The sequence below is a fragment of the Micromonospora cynarisoli genome (assembly GCF_030518815.1).
In the GTDB taxonomy this organism is placed as follows: domain Bacteria; phylum Actinomycetota; class Actinomycetes; order Mycobacteriales; family Micromonosporaceae; genus Micromonospora; species Micromonospora wenchangensis.
Window position 1 is genome coordinate 942,734 of sequence record NZ_CP130426.1, and the last position, 18,419, is coordinate 961,152.

Sequence of the window (18,419 nt, forward strand, 5' to 3'; positions counted from 1 at the left end):
GACCCTGACACGGTGGCAGGGTCTTCACTGTGACCCGGAGGTGGTCACGATGACCGGGTCGGCAGCGCACACGGACCGGACACGGGGGTTGGCGGGCGGCGACCCGTCGGTGCGGCTACGGGTGGCGCTCGCCCTGGGCACCGCCCCCGACCCGCGTGACGTCGACCCGCTCATCGCCCGGTGCGCGGTCGAACCGGACTTCTCGGTACGCGAGATGCTGACCTGGGCGCTCACCCGGCACCCTGCGGCGGTGACGGTCCCCCGGCTGGTCGCCGCCCTCGGCACGTCGTCCGCGCAGGCCCGGAGCCAGGCGTTGCACACCCTGTCCAAGATCGGGGACGGCTCGGCCTGGCCGGCGCTCACCCCGGCGCTGCTCACCGACGCCGACGACGAGGTGGCGCGGGCGGCCTGGCGGGCCGCGGTCGTGCTCGTGCCCCACGACGCCGAAGCCGGGCTGGCCGCGATCCTCGCCACCCAGCTCGGGCGGGGCGACCGGGGGACGTGGCTGAGCCTGGCCCGCGCCCTGGCCGCCCTCGGCGAGGTCGTCACGCCGGTGCTGGACGCCGCCGCGTCCCACCCCGACCCCCGGGTACGGGCCCACGCGACCGCCACCCGGCAGCTGATGCGTGACCCGGACGCCGGTTTCGCGTTCTCGGTCGAGGAGGCGAAACGGGTCGTGGCGCTCGGCGACGCCGACCGGCAGGGGTGAGCAACGGTGTTGATCGGTGAGGTGGCACGGCGCTGCGGGGTCAGCGTCCGGATGCTCCGGCACTACGAGTCGCTCGGCCTGGTACGGCCGGGCGGCCGTACCGGCGCGGGCTACCGCGAGTACTCCGGTGAGGACGTCCGGCGGATCTTCCACATCGAGAGCCTGCGGTCGCTGGGGTTGTCACTACGCGCGGTGGGGCGGGCGCTCGACGATCCGGACTTCACCCCGACGACGCTCGTCGACGACCTGATCCGGCGTACCCGGGCGCGGATCGCCGACGAGACGCGGCTGCTCACCCGGCTGGAGCGCATCGACGCCGCCGGGCCGGCCGACTGGACCGACGTCCTGCAGACCGTCGCGCTGCTGCGGGCCCTGGGCTCGTCGCACGCGGGGCGGCGGCAGCGGGCCGCCCTGGCCCCGGTCGGGGCGGTCGCGGTGGAGGCCCTGGTCGAGGCGGCGCTGGGCGAACCCGACCCGCACGTCGCCGGGGCGCTGCGGTGGGCGGTGGCGCGGGCGGGCGGGGCGGGACTGCCGTTGCTGGCGCAGGGGCTCGACGCGCCCGTGGCGGCGGTACGCGAGCGCGCGGTGCGGTGTCTCGTGGAGATCCCGCACGACGCCGCGACGGCGCTGCTGCGCGACGCCCTCGCGCACCGGGACGTGACGGTCCGCAGGTGCGCGGCGCTCGCGCTCGGCGTCCGGGGCGTACCCGAGGCCGCTGCGACGCTCGTCGACATGGTCGTGCAGGAGGCGAACGACGTCGAGGCCGCCGACGCGCTGGCCGCGTTGGCCGCCGACGCCGGGTCGGCCGACCGGATCGCCGCCGCGCTCGTCGCACACCTCACCGGTGACGCCGCCCCACCGGTACGCCGTCGCCTGACCCAGGCGCTCGCGGGCATCCCGGGGGAGCGGGCGTCGCGGGCCCTGGCGGAACTGGCCGCCGACGCGGACCGCCCGGTGGCGCTCACCGCGACGTACGTGCTGATGCTCCGCGACCGGGAACCGTGACCGCTGGCACCGGCGCGTCCCGACCGCTCCGGTCGACGGGTGCCCGCCCGCCACCGCCCCGGGCCGGTGCCGGGCCCGCGTCGGTCACCGGGCGCGGCGGTGCCGGGCGATCAGCGTCCCGGCGCAGAGCACCGCCAGCAGGCCGCACACCGAGCCGGCCCACTGGTTGTCCAGCACGGTCGTCAGCACCGCGTTGGCGGCGACACTGACGACCAGCACCAGCCACAGCAGCGGGCGGAGTCGGTCGGCCGCCGGCTGCGGCGGGTCGGCCGGGGCGTCGGCGACGCGGTACGGATCGGTCATGGCTGCCTCCTCGGATGGGCGGGTGTTCGACCAGGTCGACGCTAGGCGCGGCGGTGGGCCGGACACGATCCCGCCAGCACGACCGACTGGGGTACAGCAGGCGGTACTTTCCGCGCCGTCGGTGCCGGGCCGGCCGCCCGGTGGCCTATGTTGGCGCGGGAGGTCTTCCGATGACACACCTGCGGGACCGGGCCCGTGCCACCGTCGACGCCGTCGGCCACCTGGTCGGAGGGCTCGGCACCGCGCTGCTGGCGCTGGCCACCCTGCTCCGGGTGCTCGTCGTGGCGACGGCCTGCCTGGTCTGGGTGGGGCTGCCGGCGGCGCCCGGCACGCTGCGGGCGGTACGCGCGGTGGCCGACCGGGAGCGGGCCCGGCTGTCCCGCTGGGGCGGGCCGATCCCCACCCCGGGCCCGGTGCCCGCCGAACTGCGGGTGGCGGTACGCGACCCGTTCGTCCGCCGGGAACTCGGCTGGGTCGCGCTGCACGCGGTCACCGGCCTGACCGGCGGACTGCTCGGCCTGTCCCTGCCGCTCTACGCCGTGCAGGACCTCACCTTCCCGCTGTGGTACCGACTGCTGCCACCCGAGGCCGGCGCGCCGGGGATCGGCTGGTGGCGCATCGACGGACTGGGCGAGGCGCTCGTGGTCGGGCTGCTCGGCTTCGGCTGGCTGGCCGCCACCGTCGCGTTCGTGCCGGCGCTGGCCCGCCTCCAGGCCCGGCCGGGCCGGTGGCTGCTGCCCCCGCCGCCGGGCTTCGACCTGTCGCTGCGCGTCGCCGAACTGACCGCCACCCGGGCCGCGGCGCTGGACGCCCACGCGGTCGAACTGCGCCGCATCGAACGCTCCCTGCACGACGGCACCCAGAACCGGCTGGTCGCCGTCAACGTGCTGCTCGGGGCGGCCCGCCGGGCGGTACGGCGGGACCCGGACCGGGCCGACGAGATCCTCGGGCAGGCGCAGGACGCGGCGGAACAGGCGCTCGGCGAACTGCGTACGGTGGTGCGGGGCATCCTGCCGCCCGTGTTGGACGACAGGGGCCTCACCGGCGCCCTGGCCGGCCTGGCCGGTGGCTGCGCGGTGCCCTGCCGGCTCGCCGTCGACGTGCCGGTACGCTGCGCCGTCTCGGTGGAGGCCACCGCCTACTTCGTGGTGGCGGAGGCGTTGACCAACGTGGTCCGGCACAGCGGCGCCGGCCGGGTCGACGTGACCGTCCGCCGCCAGCAGGACCGGCTGCTGGTGACCGTCGAAGACGACGGGCACGGCGACGCCGACGAGGCCGGCGGCTCGGGGCTGACCGGCATCCGCCGGCGGGTCGGGGCGTACGACGGCCGGATGACGCTGACCAGCCCACCGGGAGGGCCGACGAGACTGGAGGTGGAGTTGCCGTGCGGATCGTGATCGCCGAGGACGACCCGCTGCTGCGGGAGGGACTGGCGCTGCTGCTGCGGGCGGAGGACCTGGACGTGGTCGCCACGGCGGGCACCCCGGGAGAGTTCCTGGCCGCAGTCGACGCCCACGCGCCGGACGTGGCGATCGTGGACGTCCGGATGCCGCCGACGCACACCGACGAGGGCATCGTGGCCGCTGTGGAGGCCCGCCGCCGCCGGCCCGGCCTCGCGGTGCTGGTCCTCTCGGCGTACGTCGAGCAGGCGTTCGCCACCGACCTGTTCTCCGTCGGCGCGGTCGGGCTCGGCTACCTGCTCAAGGAACGGGTCGGCCGGGTCGAGGAGTTCCTCGCCGCGCTGCACCGGGTCGCCGACGGCGGCAGCGTCATCGACCCGGAGGTGGTGGGGCAGTTGCTGGCCCGCAACCGCCGCCCGGACACCGCGCTGGGCGAGCTGTCGCCGCGCGAGCGCGAGGTGCTGGGGCTGATGGCCGAGGGGCTCGGCAACACCGCGATCGCCGAGCGCCTGTTCGTCACCGACGGGGCGGTGCACAAGCACATCCGCAACATCTTCGCCAAGCTCCAGCTTCCCCCGGACGACCGGGTCGACCGCCGGGTCACCGCGGTGCTGCGGCACCTCGACGGCGGCCGGGGGTAGCGCCTGCGGTACCGCCGTCCGGGCAGCCCGCTGGATGGTTCCCGGTCCTCCACCCGCATAGCGTTCCTGGTGCGCGCAGCACACACCCGCTGACACGGAAGGCCACCAGGATGCCAGTCCATCCGGCACACCCCATCGACCCCGTACGGACCGCCGACCCGGCGGGGCCCGTCGGCACGGCGGTGCGCGTCGCCCGGCTCACCCGGGTCTACCCGTCCGGCCCCACCCCGGTGACCGCGCTGGCCGGGGTCGACGTCGGCTTCGACCGGGGCACCTTCACCGCCGTGATGGGCCCCTCCGGGTCCGGCAAGAGCACCCTGTTGCACGTCGCCGCCGGGCTCGACCGGCCCACCTCCGGCCGGGTCGTCCTCGGCGACACCGACCTGTCGACCCTGTCCGAGACCCGGCTGACCGAGCTGCGGCGGACCCGGCTGGGGTTCGTCTTCCAGGCGTTCAACCTGATCGGCGCGCTCACCGTCGAGGAGAACATCGTGCTGCCGCTGCGGCTGGCCGGGGTCCGCCCCGACCGGGCCTGGCTGGAGCGGGTGGTGGCGCGGGTCGGGCTCACCGACCGGCTGCGCCACCGCCCGGCCGCGCTCTCCGGCGGCCAGCAGCAGCGGGTGGCGATCGCCCGCGCGCTCGCCACCCGACCCGAGGTGGTCTTCTGCGACGAGCCCACCGGGGCGCTCGACTCGCACACCGCGTCCCAGGTGCTGACGCTGCTGCGCGCGATCGTCGACGAACACGGGTTGACCGTGGTGATGGTGACCCACGACCCGGTGGCCGCGTCGTACGCCGACCGGGTGCTGGTGCTGGCCGACGGCCGGATCGTCGCCGACCTGCCACAACTCGGGGCGGCCCGGATCGCCGAACGCCTGGCGGCGCTGGACGGGCGGGCCGTCCGATGACCCGGCTCGCCGCCCGGCTGCTGCGCCACCGCGCCGGCCCGGCCGTCGCGACGCTGCTCGCCCTGCTCGCCGGGGTGACGATCCTGGTCGCCATGGGCACCCTCGTCGAGTCCGGGCTGCGGTGGCGGCCGGAGCCCCGGCTCTGGGCGACGGCCGACCTGGTCGTCGCCCACCGCACGCTCAGCCAGCAGACGCGGGAGTTCGGCGGCGACACCACCACCAGCACCGTCACCCTGCCCGAGGGCGGCACGGTGGACGCCGCCCTGGTGGAACGCGTCCGTCGGCTGCCAGGCGTCGCGGACGCCACCGGCGACGACCGGGTGCCGATCGGCGTGCCTGCGGCCGTCGGGCACGGCTGGGCCACGTACGCCTTCGCCGGCCGGCCGGTCAGCACCGGCGTCGCGCCCCGCGCCGACGACGAGGCGGCGGTCGACGTGCGGCTCGGCGCGTCCCCCGGCGACCGGCTCGACCTGGTCGTCGGCGGGGTCGCCCGCTCCTACCGGGTGAGCGCCACCGTCGACACCGGCACCGACGCGGTCTACTTCACCGACGCGCAGGCGGCCCGGCTGTCCGCCCACCCGGGCCGGGTGGACACGATCGGCGTGCGGCTCACCCCCGACGCCGACCGCGACGCGGTCGCCGACGCGGTCCGCCAAGTCGCCGCGCCCACCGACGCCACCGTCCACGTCGGCGGCGACCGGGGCACGGTCGAGCAGCCGGCGGACCTGGCCGCCCAGGGTCTGCTGGTCACCGTCGGCTCGGCCTTCGGCGGGTACGTCGTCCTGCTGATCGTCTCCGTGGTGGCCGGCACGATCGGGCTCTCCGTCCGGCACCGCCGCCGGGACCTGGCGCTGCTGCGCGCGATCGCGGCCACCCCGGGGCAGGTGCGTCGGCTGCTGCTCGCCGAGGCCGCCCTGCTCGCCCTGGTCGCCGCCGTGCTCGGCGGGCCCGTCGGTCTGCTGGCCGCCCGCTGGGTGCACGGTGAGCTGGTCGACCGGGGATTCGTGCCGGCCGGATTCCCGATGGCCGGCGGCCTGCTCGCGGTGCCGGCCGCCGCCGGCACGGCGGTGCTGGTGGCGGTGCTCGCCGCCCTGGTCGCCGGGCGTCGGGTCACCGCGATCAAACCGGTCGAGGCGCTCGGCGAGTCCGCCGTCGAGGCCCGACCGCCGGGCCGGGTGCGGCTGGTCGCCGGTGGCCTGACGCTGGCGGGTGCCGTCTCGTCCGGGGCGGTCACCGCCGGCAGCACCGGCTCGACGGGTGCGCTGGCCGGCGCGGTCGGCATGCTCTACCTGTTCGTCGTCGCGGTGGCGCTGCTCGCGCCATGGATCAACGGGTACGTCGCGCGGCTGCTCACCCCGGCGCTGCCCCGCCTCTGGGGGGTCGGCGGCTACCTGGCCGCAGCCAACCTGCGGGCCACCGCGCGGGGCTCGGCGACGGTGCTGACCTTCCTGGTGCTGGCGGTGGGCCTGGGTGGCTCGGTCTGGTTCCTGCAGACCAACCTGGAACGGCAGACCGTCGCCCAGAGCGGCGCGGGGACGCTCGCCGGGCGGGTGCTGACCGCGCCTGGCGGGTTGCCCGCCGACGCCGCCGGTCAGGTCCGCGCGCTGCCCGGGGTGCGGGCCGCCACCGGGGTGCGCCGGACCCAGGTGGTGGTGCGGTCGTCGCTCGACGGCAGCACGCCGGTCCCCGCGCAGGCGGTCGACCCGGTCGGCCTCACCGACACGATGGACCTCGACGTGCGCGACGGCGACCTGACCGACCTGGCCGTGGGCACGGTCGCGCTGTCCACGACGCAGGCGTCCGCGTCCGGGTGGCGGGTCGGCGACCGGGCGGACCTGTGGCTGGGCGACGGCACCCCGGTCACCCTGCGGGTCGTGGCGGTCTACGGCCGGGGCCTCGGCTTCGGTGACGTCACGCTGGCCACCGGGACGGTCGCCGGGCACACCACCGGGGCCACCGCCGACGAGATCCTGGTCCGCGCCGACCCGGACGCCGACGCGCCGCTGGCCGCCTGGGCGGCCGGCCAGCCGGGCGGGCAGGTACGCGACGCGGCCACCCGGACCCGGCTGATCGGCACCGACCTGGCGCTGGGGGCCTGGCTGAACCGGCTGCTGGTCGGCGTGCTGGTGGGCTACGCGGCGTTGGCCGCGGCCACCACCATGGTGCTGGCCGCGCTGGCCCGCCGCCGTGAGCTGGCACTGCTGCGGCTGGTCGGGGTCACCCGGCGGCAGATCCGCAGGATGGTCCACGCCGAGCAGGTCGGGCTGCTCGGCAGCGCGGTGCTGATCGGCGCGACGGTCGCCGCGCTGACCCTGGGCGCGATCGTCGCCGCGCTGACCGGCAGCCCGGTGCCGTACCTGCCGCCGCTGGGCGCGGCGGTGGTGCTCGGTGGCGTCGCCCTGCTGGCGCTGGCGACGACGGTGTGGCCGGTCCGGCGGCTGCTCCGGGTCCCGCCGGTCGACCACGTCGGGCTCCGGGAGTAGCGCCGGTCCGCCCGTCGCGGCCGGCACCCCGGGGTGCCGGCCGCGACGGTGCGCGGCGTGCCGGACCCGACGGGACGGGGTTGTCGGGGGTGACACCTAGGCTGGCCGGATCATCGACCGTCGCCAGGTGATGCAGTTCCGGGTCGGGGCGCAGCAACTCGACCGGGCCGGGGGCACCCCGGCGGACACCGCCGTGCTCGACGTCGGCGTGCAGGACACCGGCCCGGACGGCGGCCGGTGGGCCCTGGCCCTACGCGGGGTCGAGGTGACCGCGCCGGTCGCGGACAACCTGGTCCTGCTCTGGACCGTCCGCGGCGCGCCGCATCTCTACCGGCGCGCCGACGTGGCCGAGGTGGCGGGGGCGGTCGCGCCGTACTCCGACGCGGACGCGGGTAAACGCATCTACGACGCCGGCCGGCCGCTGAAGGCCGCCGGCATCGGCAACCTGGCCGCCCTCGACGAGGTGGCGGCGCGGATGCGGGCCGTGGTCACCACCCCGACGGTCAAGGGCGAGGTTTCCGGGCGGCTGGCCGCCCTGCTGCCCGAGCCCTACCTGCGGTTCTGCCGCCCCTGCGCCGCCACCCACCTCTACGAGATGCCGTTCCGGCTGGCGGCCGTGCGGGCCGGGCTGGAGCTGTGTCCCGACACCTCGCCACCGGTCCTGCGCCGCATCCCCGGGTTCACCCGGGCAGCCCCGCCCCGCGACCGGTTCGACCTGGTCCGCGCCTACCTGCGGCTGCTCGGCCCGGCCACCCCCCGGCAGGTCGCCGACTACCTCGACGCCCCGGTGCGGGACGTGCGGGCCCGCTGGCCCGAGGACGTGGTCGAGGTACGGGTCGACGGGGAGGCCCGCTCGCTGCTCGCCGCCGACGAGCCGGCGCTCGCCGGTGCCACCGACACCACGGCGGTCCGCCTGCTCGGCCCGTACGACCTGTTCCTCCAGGCACGGGACCGGGCGACCCTGGTGCCGGACGCGGCCCACGCCAAGCAGTTGTGGCCGGTGCTGGGCCGCCCCGGCGCCGTCCTGGCCGGCGGTGAGATCGTCGGCACCTGGCGTCCCCGCAAGGCCGGCCGCACGTTGACGGTCGCCGTCCAGCCGTGGCGCAGGCTGCCCGCCGCCACCGGCGACGGCATCGTCGCGCAGGCGGAACGCCTCGCCGCGCACCGGGGCGTCCCCCGCGTCGAGGTCGACATCGGCGCACCGTCCGGCACCGGGTGACACCGGTCCACGAAGGAGGGTCTACACCGCAGCGCCGGGCCGCCGCCTCGACTTTACGGATGATGTCTGTCGACAGGGGACCCGTCATAGCGTGTGCTTCCCGGGACAGCCCGGCGTGGCCCACGAACGCCACGCCATCCGGCCCGTTCCCTTACCTGGTGAAGTGAGGCCCACTCGATGACGGTTCCACCCCCCGATCCCGCTGGTCGCGGCCGCCGCCGACTGGCCGGGCTGCTCGCCGCGGTGCTGGTCGCCACCGCGCTGCCGTTGACCGGCGGCGCGCCGGCGGTCGCCGCCGCACCCGAGCCCGGCCCCTGGCGGCACCTGCCCGGCGAACTGTCGGCCAACGCCCGCGACGGGCGCACCCCCGACATCCGCGCCGAGCGGTTCGCCGCGTACACCCTCGACCGGGCCGCGTTGGCCGACACCCTGGCCGACGCCCCGGCCGAGCGGGCCGGCACGGCACGGCGGGCGCAGCCGGCGCTGACCGTCGCGCTGCCCACCCCCACCGGAGGCTTCCAGCGGTTCACCCTGGTCGACTCGCCGGTGATGGAGCCGGGCCTCGCCGCCCGGCATCCCGAGATCAGCACGTACGTCGGCCGGGGCCTGGACGACCCGACGGCGACCATCCGAGCCGACCTGACCCCGCTGGGTTTCCACGCCTCGGTCCGGTCGACCGGCGGCAGCTGGTACCTCGACCCGTACTACCACGGCGACCAGAGCGTCTACGCCAGCTACTACGCCCGCGACCTGGTCGACACCGACCCGGCCATGGTGGAGCGGGAGGACGTCGCGGCGGCGGCCGGGGCGCTGACGCCTGAGGTGGCCGCGGACGAACCGGCGGGCCCGCCGGTCACCCTGCGCACCTACCGGCTGGCCCTGGTCACCGACCCGTCGTACGCCACCTTCTTCGGCGCGGAGAACGTCACCGCGGCGAAGGTGACCCTGATCAACCGGGTCACCCAGATCTACGAGGACGAGACGGCGATCCGGCTGGTGCTGGTCAACGACACCGACAAGACCAACCTGAACACCGCCGCCCTGGCCACCGAGCCGAACGGGCCGTGCGGCGCGGCGGCCTGCTACACCCCGACGCAGATCTCCTCGTGCACCAGCTCGCTGCTCAACCGCAACCGGATCGTGCTCGGCCAGCTCGTCGGCGCGGGCAACTACGACGTCGGGCACATCGGCCTGGGCCTGCCCGGTGGCGGCGTCGCCGGCCTCGGCGTGGTCGGCCTGGACGGCAAGGCGCGCGGCTGCACCGGCCTGCCCACCCCGGTCGGTGACTTCTACGCCGTCGACTACGTGGCGCACGAGATCGGCCACCAGTTCGCCGGCAACCACACCTTCAACGGCACCCAGTACAACTGCTCCGGCAGCAACCGCAGCGCCGCCAACTCCTACGAGCCGGGCAGCGGCTCGTCGATCATGGCGTACGCGGGCATCTGCCAGCAGGACAACCTCCAGCCGCACAGCGACCCGTACTGGTCGCAGCGCAGCTACACCGAGATCAGCACGTTCGTCTCCGGCACCCGCCCGGCGCTCAACGAGGTGCAGACCGTCTCGCTGTCCGGCTTCGACACCGACGGCGACGCGTTGCGCATCAGCTACGCGGGGCAGCCGTCCGTGCCCGTGGTGCGGGGCGGCAACTACACCGCGGCCGGGATCAAGGCGGCCATCGAGTCGATCACCGGCTGGCCGGCCGGGGCCACCGTCACCGTGACGGCCTTCGGCGGGCTCGGCGCGCCTAACGACACCGGCTTCCAGGTCACCTTCGGTGCGGGCCCGCTGGCCGGGGTCGACGTGCCGGCGCTCGAACTGACAGGCGTCGTGGGCGCGTCCGGCTTCGTCGGTGAGACCGCCCGGGGCGGCGCGGCCGGCAACAACGGTTTCCAGACCGCGCAGACCGGCAACCGGGCCCCCGTGGTCACCGTGCCGGCGGCGGCGCACACCATCCCGGCACGGACCCCGTTCGCGCTGACCGGCAGCGCCACCGACGCCGACGGGGACACCGTCAGCTACCTGTGGGAGCAGAACGACCGGGGCGGCAGCACCGGCACCGCGCTGGTCAACAACACCAAGACCAACGGGCCGCTGTTCCGGCAGTTCGGCGAGGCGGCGGCGGTCAGTCCGACCGACACCCTGGAGTACCACTCGCCGGGGGAGAACGCGGTGACCACCGATCCGACCCGGCACTTCCCCAACCTGGCCCAGATCGCGGCGAACAACACCAACGCCGCCACCGGGGCCTGCCCGGCCGCGCCGGCCCCACCGGCCACCGGCGGGGCGAGCAACGTGCCCGCCGCGACGGTGGACTGCTACTCGGAGTTCCTGCCCACCGCCGACTGGGTGGGCGTCACGAACGACCGGACCCTGCACTTCCGGCTCACCGGCCGGGACCACCACCCGGGCGGCGGCGGCATCGGCAGCGCCGACGTGGCGTTGACGGTGGCCCCGGCGGCCGGCCCGTTCCTGGTCACCTCGCAGGCGACGCCGGCGGCCCACCTGGGCGGCGGCACCATGCCGGTCACCTGGGACGTGGCCGGCACGGACACCGCGCCGGTCAACGTCAGCGAGGTGCGGATCTCGCTGTCCGTCGACGGCGGGGCGACCTTCCCGTACGTGCTGGCCGAGCGCACCCCGAACACCGGGGCGGCGACGGTGACGCTGCCGAACCTGGACACCGCCCGGGGCCGGCTGAAGATCGAGGCGGTCGGCAACGTCTTCTTCGATCTCAGCGACGCCGACCTCGCCATCACCCAGGTCCGGGCGGCCACCGTCACCTACACCGGCGACGCCCTGGCCTCCCCGGTGGACGACGCCGACTCGACAGGCGTGCTGCTGCGGGCCACCGTCCGGGGTGGCGGCGGTGACGTCCGCAACGCGACGGTGACCTTCACCGAGGGCGGCGAGACCCTCTGCACGGCGGTCGCGACGCCGTTCGGCGCGGCGGCGGACGACGGCTCGGCCAGTTGCCGCGCGGTGCTGCCGCACGGCGCGCATCAGGTCACCGCCACGGTGTCGGGGGCGTACACCGGCAGCGCGCCGGCCACCGTCACGGTGGCCGGCGGGTACGGCCGCTTGGTCGCCGGCTCGGGCTACCTCAAGGGTGGCGCCACCGCCGGTGGTTACCCGCTCGACGACGACCGGCGCATCGAGGTGACCCTGGACGGCCGGATCAACAACGGCAGGAAGTTGGTCGGCAGCGCCAAGGTCGGCTACAAGTCGGCAGGCAAGCGCTACAAGTTCCAGAGCACCGCGCTGGAGTCGTTCGGCGTCGCCACGGCGGCCGGGGAAGCGGTCGCCGACCTGCGCTACCAGGTCACCCTGTACGACATCTCCACCGCGCAGAGCCCGGTCGCGGTGGCGACCGGGCTGACCATGCGGGTGACCGCCACCGACCGGGGCGAGCCCGGCCGGCGCGACGGGATCGGCATCACCGTCTGGGACGGTGACCGGCTGCTCTTCTCGTCGGACTGGAGCGGCGCGTCGACCCGGGAGATCACCCTGACCGCCTCCGGCGGCAACCTCACCATCGGCTGAGGCCCGGACGGCCTCCCCCGCCCGCGTCGGGCGGGGGAGGCCGTCCGGCGTGGTCCTCGCCGGCACCGGCCGACGATCGCCTGATGCCCGCGTCCCGCCACTGCCGTACGGCAGTTTCTCGATGTTGGCTTCCAGCCGTCCTGTGGCGGCACCCCACACGGTGACGGCGGTAGCTGACCGGGCCGTTGGCGGGGCGGGACGGGCACCCGGCACGATGAGGGGGTGACCGCCCCCGCCCGCCCCCCGCTCGCCACCCTGGACGCGGTCCTCGAACGGCTCACCTACGTCAACGAGGAGACCGGCTACACCGTCGCCCGGGTCGCCACCGACCGGGGCAGTGACCTGCTGACCGTGGTCGGCGCGTTGCTGGGCGCGCAGCCCGGCGAGAGCCTGCGGCTGTCCGGGCGGTGGTCGTCGCATCCGAAGTACGGCCGGCAGTTCGAGGTGGACTCCTACACCACGGTGCTGCCGGCGACCATCCAGGGCATCCGTCGCTATCTCGGCTCCGGCCTGGTCAAGGGCATCGGGCCGGTGTTCGCCGAGCGGATCGTGGCGCACTTCGGCCTGGACACCCTGCGGATCATCGAGGAGGAACCCGCCCGGCTGGTCGAGGTCGCCGGGCTCGGGCCGAAACGCACCGCGAAGATCACTGCGGCGTGGGAGGAGCAGAAGGCCATCAAGGAGGTGATGGTCTTCCTCCAGGGCGTCGGGGTGTCGACGTCGCTGGCGGTGCGGATCTTCAAGCAGTACGGCGACGCGTCGATCGAGGTGGTGACGAAGGAGCCGTACCGGCTGGCGGCCGACGTGTGGGGCATCGGCTTCAAGACCGCCGACACCATCGCCCAGGCGGTCGGCATCCCGCACGACAGCCCGCAGCGCGTGATGGCCGGCCTGCGGTACACCCTGTCCGAGGCCACCGACTCGGGCCACTGTTACCTGCCCGCCCCGGCGCTCGTCGCCGACGCCACGAAGATCCTCGACGTCCCCGGTGACCTCGTCACCCGCTGCCTGGACGACCTGATCGCCGAGGAGGGCGTGGTCCGGGAGTTCCTGCCCGGCGACGACGGCGAGCCGGTGCCGGCGGTCTACCTGGTGCCGTTCCACCGCGCCGAGCAGTCCCTGGCCGGCGCCCTGCTGCGACTGCTGCACGACCGGGCCGACCGGCTGCCCCACTTCACCGACGTCGACTGGCCCCGGGCGCTGGCCTGGCTGCGGGCGGTCACCGGCAACGACCTCGCCCCCGAGCAGGAGCACGCCGTCCGGCTGGCGCTGACGGCGAAGGTGGCGGTGCTCACCGGCGGACCCGGCTGCGGCAAGAGCTTCACGGTGCGGTCGATCGTCGCGCTGGCCGCCGCGAAGAAGGCCCGGATCACCCTGGTCGCGCCAACCGGGCGGGCTGCGAAACGGCTGTCCGAGCTGACCGGGCACCCGGCCGCCACCGTGCACCGGCTGCTGCAACTGCGTCCCGGCGGGGAAGCCGTGCACGACCGGGACAACCCCCTCGACGTCGACCTGCTCGTCGTCGACGAGGCGTCCATGCTCGACCTCATCCTGGCCAACAAGCTCGTCAAGGCGGTGCCGCCGGGGGCGCACCTGCTCCTGGTGGGCGACGTCGACCAGTTGCCCAGCGTCGGTGCCGGGGAGGTGCTGCGCGACCTGCTCGCCGCGCCGGCCGTTCCCCGGGTGCGGCTGACCCGGGTGTTCCGCCAGGCCGCCCAGTCGGGCGTGATCACCAACGCGCACCGGATCAACGCCGGCCGGCCACCCCTGCTCGACGGCATGCCGGACTTCTTCCTGTTCGCCTGCGACGACACCGAGGCCACCGCCGCGCTGACGGTCGACGTCGCCTGCGCCCGCGTCCCCGCCCGGTTCGGCCTCGACCCGCGCCGCGACGTGCAGGTCCTCGCCCCCATGCACCGGGGGCCGGCCGGCGCCGCCGCGCTCAACACCCTGCTGCAACAGCGCCTCACCCCGCACCGTGAGGGGCAACCGGAGCGGCGGATGGGCGGGCGGGTGTTCCGCATCGGCGACAAGGTCACCCAGATCCGCAACAACTACGACAAGGGTCAGGCCGGCGTCTTCAACGGCACCCTCGGCATCGTCACCGCCATCACCCCCGAGGAGCAGACCCTCACCGTACGCACCGACGAGGACGAGAACCTCGACTACGAGTTCGACGAGCTGGACGAGCTGGCCCACGCGTACGCGATGACCATCCACCGCTCGCAGGGCTCGGAGTACCCGGCGGTGGTCGTACCCCTGACCACCAGCGCCTGGATGATGCTGCAACGCAACCTGCTCTACACCGCCGTCACCCGGGCCCGGCAACTCGTCGTCCTGGTCGGTTCCCGCCGGGCGCTGGCCGCCGCCGTCCGTACCGTCGGTGCGGGCCGCCGCCACACCGCCCTGGACCACCGCCTCGGCGCGCCGGCCGGGTAGCGCGGTGTCCGTCGACGGCCGCCGCGCCGGCCACGCTGGACGGTGACCGGCGCGGCGACGACCTGTCGTCGGTCAGCGGTAGCCGGCGGCGGTGATGTTGGCCTGCACCGCGTTCTCGGTGGCGTCCGACGGGTAGCCGGCGACCATCGCCCCCTCGTAGAAGGTACCGGCGCTGAGGTTCGCGCCGCCGTCGGGCTTGCAGCAGTCTCCGCCGCTGCCCAGGATGATCGCGCCCTGCTTGCGCATCGGGCTGTAGCCGGGCGGCAGTGACCCGTCGTAGAGGGTGTAGAGGCTGCCGGACTGGGCGTTGCTGCCCTTGATGGCGAAGCGTGAGGTGCCGTTGTTCTTCAGGGTGGCGGTGACGAACTTGCTGGTGAACGCCCGCTGGTTGGGGTTCCACGAGCTGCTGCCGCCGGGGAACAGCCCCCACTCCAGGTCGGCCTGCACCCACGGCCCGGAGCCGGAGCAGCCGCCGAACCAGCACTGGGTGCTGAAGTTGATCGCGTCCATCGCGCCGGCGGCGTCGGCCTTGCGGGTGGTCTCGCTGTTGCCGTAGTCGAAGCAGCAGCCGTTGTTGACGTGGGTGCCGCTGGTGACCATGTACATGCCCTCGGGCGCGGCGCCGGTCGGCACCCCGGTCAGGTGACCGTCGCGCCAGTAGCTGTTGCCCGGGTTGATGTAGAGCGAGTACGCCTTCGCGCCGCCCACCGTCAGCGACTCCGAGGTCGCGACCGCCGGCCGGCTCTGCGGCGACCCGGGCACCACGCTGGAGCCCTGGTACCACAGGTCGTTGCCGCGACCGGACTGGTCGAACACGACGGTCACCACGCAGGTGGTGCCGGCGCAGAACGAGTCCTGCGTGGCGGCGTTGGCGGTGCCGCCGGTGCCGGTCAGCCCGATGTTGCGGGTGGTGTTGTCCGAGGAGCGGCGTACCTGGTAGAGGTTCCCGGCGTAGGCGGCATAGAGCGCCCGAGTGGTGCTGTGCGCGGCCACGCAGGGGGTGCCACCGGCGGCGTAGATGTCGCACGGCAGGGCCCCTGCGGGCGGGGGAGTGGTGGGCGGGGGAGTGGTCGGCGGGGCGGTGGTGGGCGGGGTGGTCGGCGAGGTCCACTGCTGGTTGGTCTGGCCGTTGCAGTCCCAGATGATCGCCGCCGTGCCGGCGGTGGTGCCCCGGCCGGAGGCGTCCAGACACTTGTTGCCGTAGACCGTGAGTTGCCGGCTGGTGGTCCAGGTCCAGGTCTGGTTGGCCCCGCCCTGGCAGTCCCACAGCTGGGTCTGGGTGCCGTTGGTGGTGCTGGAGTTGGGGACCTCGAGGCAGCGCCCGGAGGCGGTGCCGACGATCCGGGTGCTCTGTCCCGGCTCGATGGCGGCCGTCACCGGCGCGGCGGCCTCGGCGGCAGGGGAGGTGACGCCGGGGGCGGCCCCGGCGACGACGAGGAGGCCGGCCAGCGCGCCGACCAGCAGGGTCAGCCGGTGTCGGCGGCGGGATCGGGGGACGGGACCGGGGACCGGTCCTGGTCCGTTCGGGGACGGGGTACGCACGGGGCGGCTCCTTGGTGCGTCGACGGGGTGGGCCGGGTGGACCCGCCCTCGGGTGGTGGTGGCGAATCGGTTCGCCAGCCCTCCCAGGATCACCCAAGACAGCGACATAAATCAATTTATGGGAGGGGTGGGTCCGGGCCGGGTGGGGCTACCGGCCCCAGAGCCGCCAGGTCTGGTTCAGCGGGCTGCCCTGGCCGACCGGGTTGCAGGGCCACTGGATGACCCGCGCCTGCGCCGCGGTGGAGACTCCGTTGACGTCGACGCACTTGCCGCTGTGCCGGGCGACGAGCTGGTAGTCGTGCGGGTCGTTGCCCCCGTAGCTCACCCGGCGCAGGGTGAACTGCTGGTTGAGCCCGTTCTGGCAGGTCCACTGGTCCACCGCCGCGCCGTTGGCGGTGGACGCCCCGCTGACGTCCAGGCACCTGCCGCTCTGCTGGTTGACCACCGTGTACGTGTCGGCCACCCCGGCGACCGGACGGAAGCTCCACTGCTGCTGGTCGCCGCCCTCGCAGGGGAACTGCTGCTGAGCGTTGCCGTCGGTGGTGCCCGAGCCGGTGTTGTCCAGGCACTGCTGGGAGTGCTGGGCCACCGCCACCGAGGTGAAGCCGGTCTCCGTGGGCGGCAGCACGGTGACGGTGTACGTGTCGTTCTGGTTGCCGTACGGCAGGGTCACCGAGGCGGTGTTGTTGGTCAGCGTGACCACGGTGTTCGACACCGTGACCGGCCCCTGCACCGCGCCGCCGTTGTTGTACGGGATGCGCTGGGTGAGCAGCCGCACCTGGTTGTTCTGCACGATCCCGCTGGTGGCGTCCAGCCGTTGCAGGTTGACGGTCAGGTTGCCGGTGGTCCGACCGCCGCCGACCAGCACCCTCGCCGCCCCGGTCGCCCTGGTGGCGAAGGCGTCGTAGGACGGGCTGGGGGTCACCGCGACGATCTGCCCGGTCTGCGTGGCGTAGTAGCGGTAGACCCACCACTCGCCCTTGGGCTGGTGCTGGCCGGCGGCGTTGCGCACCAGCAGGTTGCCCAGGTCGTTGTGCAGGTTGCCGCCGCCGGCCCAGTTCGCCCGCAGGCCGTCCGCGCGGGCCCGCTCCAGCCGGGCGATGTACCAGGCGCCGTCCGCCGGGTTCTGCTCGTTGGACGCGCCGTACTCGTTGATCTGGTACGGCCGGGGGTGGGCGATGCCGCGCGGGTCGAGGGTGGCGTTGGCGGCGGCGACGTTGGCGACCGGGTCGCCGGGCAGGGCGTGCCAGCTCACGATGTCCGGCACCGTGTCGGTCGAGCGGACGAAGTCGAGGTACTGGTTCCAGAAGGCGTGGCTGGTCGACGGTACGCAGGCGCAGCTCGGCCCGACGATGAGCTGATCGGGGAACTCGGCGCGCAGCCGCTGGTAGGTGCGCCGCCACAGTTCGAGGTACTGGGAGATCGGGCGGTTCCAGAAGATGGTGATGTTGGGTTCGTTCCAGATGTCCCACTGCACCCTCAGCCCGGCGGCCCGGACGTCGCCGATGAGCCGGGTGAGGAAGGCGTCGTAGTCGGTCCAGTTGCCGTTGTCGCCGGGGAAGCGGGAGATCCCGGCACCGTCGGCGCCCCACAGGTCGTGCGGCAGGATGACGAACTGCCCGCCGAGGGCGGCGGTGCGCCGGGCCTGGGCGAGCGTCGAGTTCCACCGGCGGTCGTAGTTGCCGCCGACCCAGCCGCTGCCGGGCAGTTGCGCGCCGCCGGCCCGCATGTACTGGAACCTGACGTCCCGGTAGAAGTGGTCGGGCGGGCCGCTGGCGTTCTCGGTCATGCCGTAGATCCAGCCGGAGGCCCGGTAGGTGGGGGTGCCGTCGGTGCTGGCGAAGTTGACGCTGATCGACTCGTCGGCGGCCCGGGCCGGGCCGGGGGCGACGGTGGCGGCGGCGACGGCGAGCAGGCCGAGGGCGATCCGGGTGGCGATCACGCGGGCTCGTCCGGACCGGCTGCGGGACGGGGTGTTCACGGCGGCTCCTTGTGGGGCGTGGGGACGCTCTCCGGGAGGGCTTCGCATGCGAATCGATTCGCAGGGATCGTAGGGTGACATGATGAAGGATGTCAATGTAATGACGGCTCGGTGAAGTGGATGTTTCCGCCGATGATCTGCGCTCGGGGCGACCAGGCGGGGTGCCCGGTCCGAATCGGCCGGACCCTTCCTTGACCGCCGGGCGTGGGTGGACCTATCTTCGTGCGAATCGATTCGAGGGCTCGG

12 protein-coding genes are annotated in these 18,419 nt (G+C 74.6%); 9 read left to right on the forward strand and 3 right to left on the reverse strand.

All coding sequences use genetic code 11. The features are described 5' to 3' along the window. Positions 1-49: 49 nt before the first annotated feature. Together Q2K16_RS03845 and Q2K16_RS03850 are read left to right on the forward strand one after the other, a co-directional pair. Positions 50-709 carry a HEAT repeat domain-containing protein gene (locus Q2K16_RS03845; protein WP_302743567.1) on the forward strand — a complete coding sequence of 220 codons (660 nt, stop codon included), beginning with the start codon at positions 50-52 and terminating at the stop codon, positions 707-709. Between the two features lie 6 nt (positions 710-715). Next, complete coding sequence (locus Q2K16_RS03850; protein WP_302743568.1) at positions 716-1,714, forward strand: MerR family transcriptional regulator; 999 nt, start codon at positions 716-718, stop codon at positions 1,712-1,714. A gap of 84 nt (positions 1,715-1,798) precedes the next feature. Here Q2K16_RS03850 and Q2K16_RS03855 read toward each other — a convergent pair whose 3' ends face one another. Beyond that, positions 1,799-2,017 (reverse strand): hypothetical protein, encoded by a 219-nt coding sequence (locus tag Q2K16_RS03855; protein WP_302743569.1) that lies wholly within the window; start codon positions 2,015-2,017, stop codon positions 1,799-1,801. 170 nt (positions 2,018-2,187) lie between these two features. Between Q2K16_RS03855 and Q2K16_RS03860 the strand changes: the two genes are divergently transcribed. The 7 genes from Q2K16_RS03860 (at position 2,188) to recD2 (ending at position 14,650) form a co-directional block, all read left to right on the forward strand. After that, the gene (locus Q2K16_RS03860) at positions 2,188-3,414 is read left to right on the forward strand and encodes a sensor histidine kinase (RefSeq protein WP_302743570.1); all 1,227 of its coding nucleotides are present in this window, start codon (positions 2,188-2,190) and stop codon (positions 3,412-3,414) included. Next, positions 3,402-4,058, forward strand: a complete 657-nt coding sequence (locus Q2K16_RS03865; RefSeq protein WP_302743571.1) for a response regulator transcription factor — start codon at positions 3,402-3,404, stop codon at positions 4,056-4,058. The genes Q2K16_RS03860 and Q2K16_RS03865 overlap by 13 nt, the downstream gene beginning before the upstream one ends. Before the next feature lie 110 nt (positions 4,059-4,168). Next, positions 4,169-4,966, forward strand: a complete 798-nt coding sequence (locus Q2K16_RS03870; protein ID WP_302743572.1) for an ABC transporter ATP-binding protein — start codon at positions 4,169-4,171, stop codon at positions 4,964-4,966. After that, positions 4,963-7,449: an ABC transporter permease gene (locus Q2K16_RS03875; RefSeq protein ID WP_302743573.1), complete on the forward strand. Its 2,487-nt coding sequence runs from the start codon at positions 4,963-4,965 to the stop codon at positions 7,447-7,449. The genes Q2K16_RS03870 and Q2K16_RS03875 overlap by 4 nt, the downstream gene beginning before the upstream one ends. Before the next feature lie 130 nt (positions 7,450-7,579). Continuing rightward, complete coding sequence (locus Q2K16_RS03880; RefSeq protein ID WP_302746353.1) at positions 7,580-8,668, forward strand: winged helix DNA-binding domain-containing protein; 1,089 nt, start codon at positions 7,580-7,582, stop codon at positions 8,666-8,668. Between the two features lie 177 nt (positions 8,669-8,845). After that, positions 8,846-12,211 (forward strand): M12 family metallo-peptidase, encoded by a 3,366-nt coding sequence (locus Q2K16_RS03885; RefSeq protein WP_302743574.1) that lies wholly within the window; start codon positions 8,846-8,848, stop codon positions 12,209-12,211. Between the two features lie 222 nt (positions 12,212-12,433). Continuing rightward, positions 12,434-14,650, forward strand: coding sequence for an SF1B family DNA helicase RecD2 (gene recD2, locus Q2K16_RS03890; RefSeq protein WP_302743575.1), 2,217 nt, complete (start codon positions 12,434-12,436; stop codon positions 14,648-14,650). A 72-nt stretch (positions 14,651-14,722) separates the two neighbouring features. On the opposite strand, the gene Q2K16_RS03895 is transcribed toward recD2, so the two are convergent. Beyond that, the gene (locus tag Q2K16_RS03895; RefSeq protein WP_302743576.1) at positions 14,723-16,192 is read right to left on the reverse strand and encodes an arabinofuranosidase catalytic domain-containing protein; all 1,470 of its coding nucleotides are present in this window, start codon (positions 16,190-16,192) and stop codon (positions 14,723-14,725) included. Between the two features lie 148 nt (positions 16,193-16,340). Further along, positions 16,341-18,173, reverse strand: a complete 1,833-nt coding sequence (locus tag Q2K16_RS03900) for an RICIN domain-containing protein (protein ID WP_302743577.1) — start codon at positions 18,171-18,173, stop codon at positions 16,341-16,343. Between the last annotated feature and the right edge of the window lie 246 nt (positions 18,174-18,419).

Coding starts and splice junctions, on each gene's coding strand:
- Q2K16_RS03875 (WP_302743573.1), top strand. CDS start 4,963: ATGACCCGGCTCGCCGCCCGGCTGCTGCGCCACCGCGCCGGCCCGGCC.
- Q2K16_RS03860 (WP_302743570.1), top strand. CDS start 2,188: ATGACACACCTGCGGGACCGGGCCCGTGCCACCGTCGACGCCGTCGGC.
- Q2K16_RS03845 (WP_302743567.1), top strand. CDS start 50: ATGACCGGGTCGGCAGCGCACACGGACCGGACACGGGGGTTGGCGGGC.
- Q2K16_RS03870 (WP_302743572.1), top strand. CDS start 4,169: ATGCCAGTCCATCCGGCACACCCCATCGACCCCGTACGGACCGCCGAC.
- Q2K16_RS03885 (WP_302743574.1), top strand. CDS start 8,846: ATGACGGTTCCACCCCCCGATCCCGCTGGTCGCGGCCGCCGCCGACTG.
- Q2K16_RS03855 (WP_302743569.1), bottom strand. CDS start 2,017: ATGACCGATCCGTACCGCGTCGCCGACGCCCCGGCCGACCCGCCGCAG.
- Q2K16_RS03880 (WP_302746353.1), top strand. CDS start 7,580: ATGCAGTTCCGGGTCGGGGCGCAGCAACTCGACCGGGCCGGGGGCACC.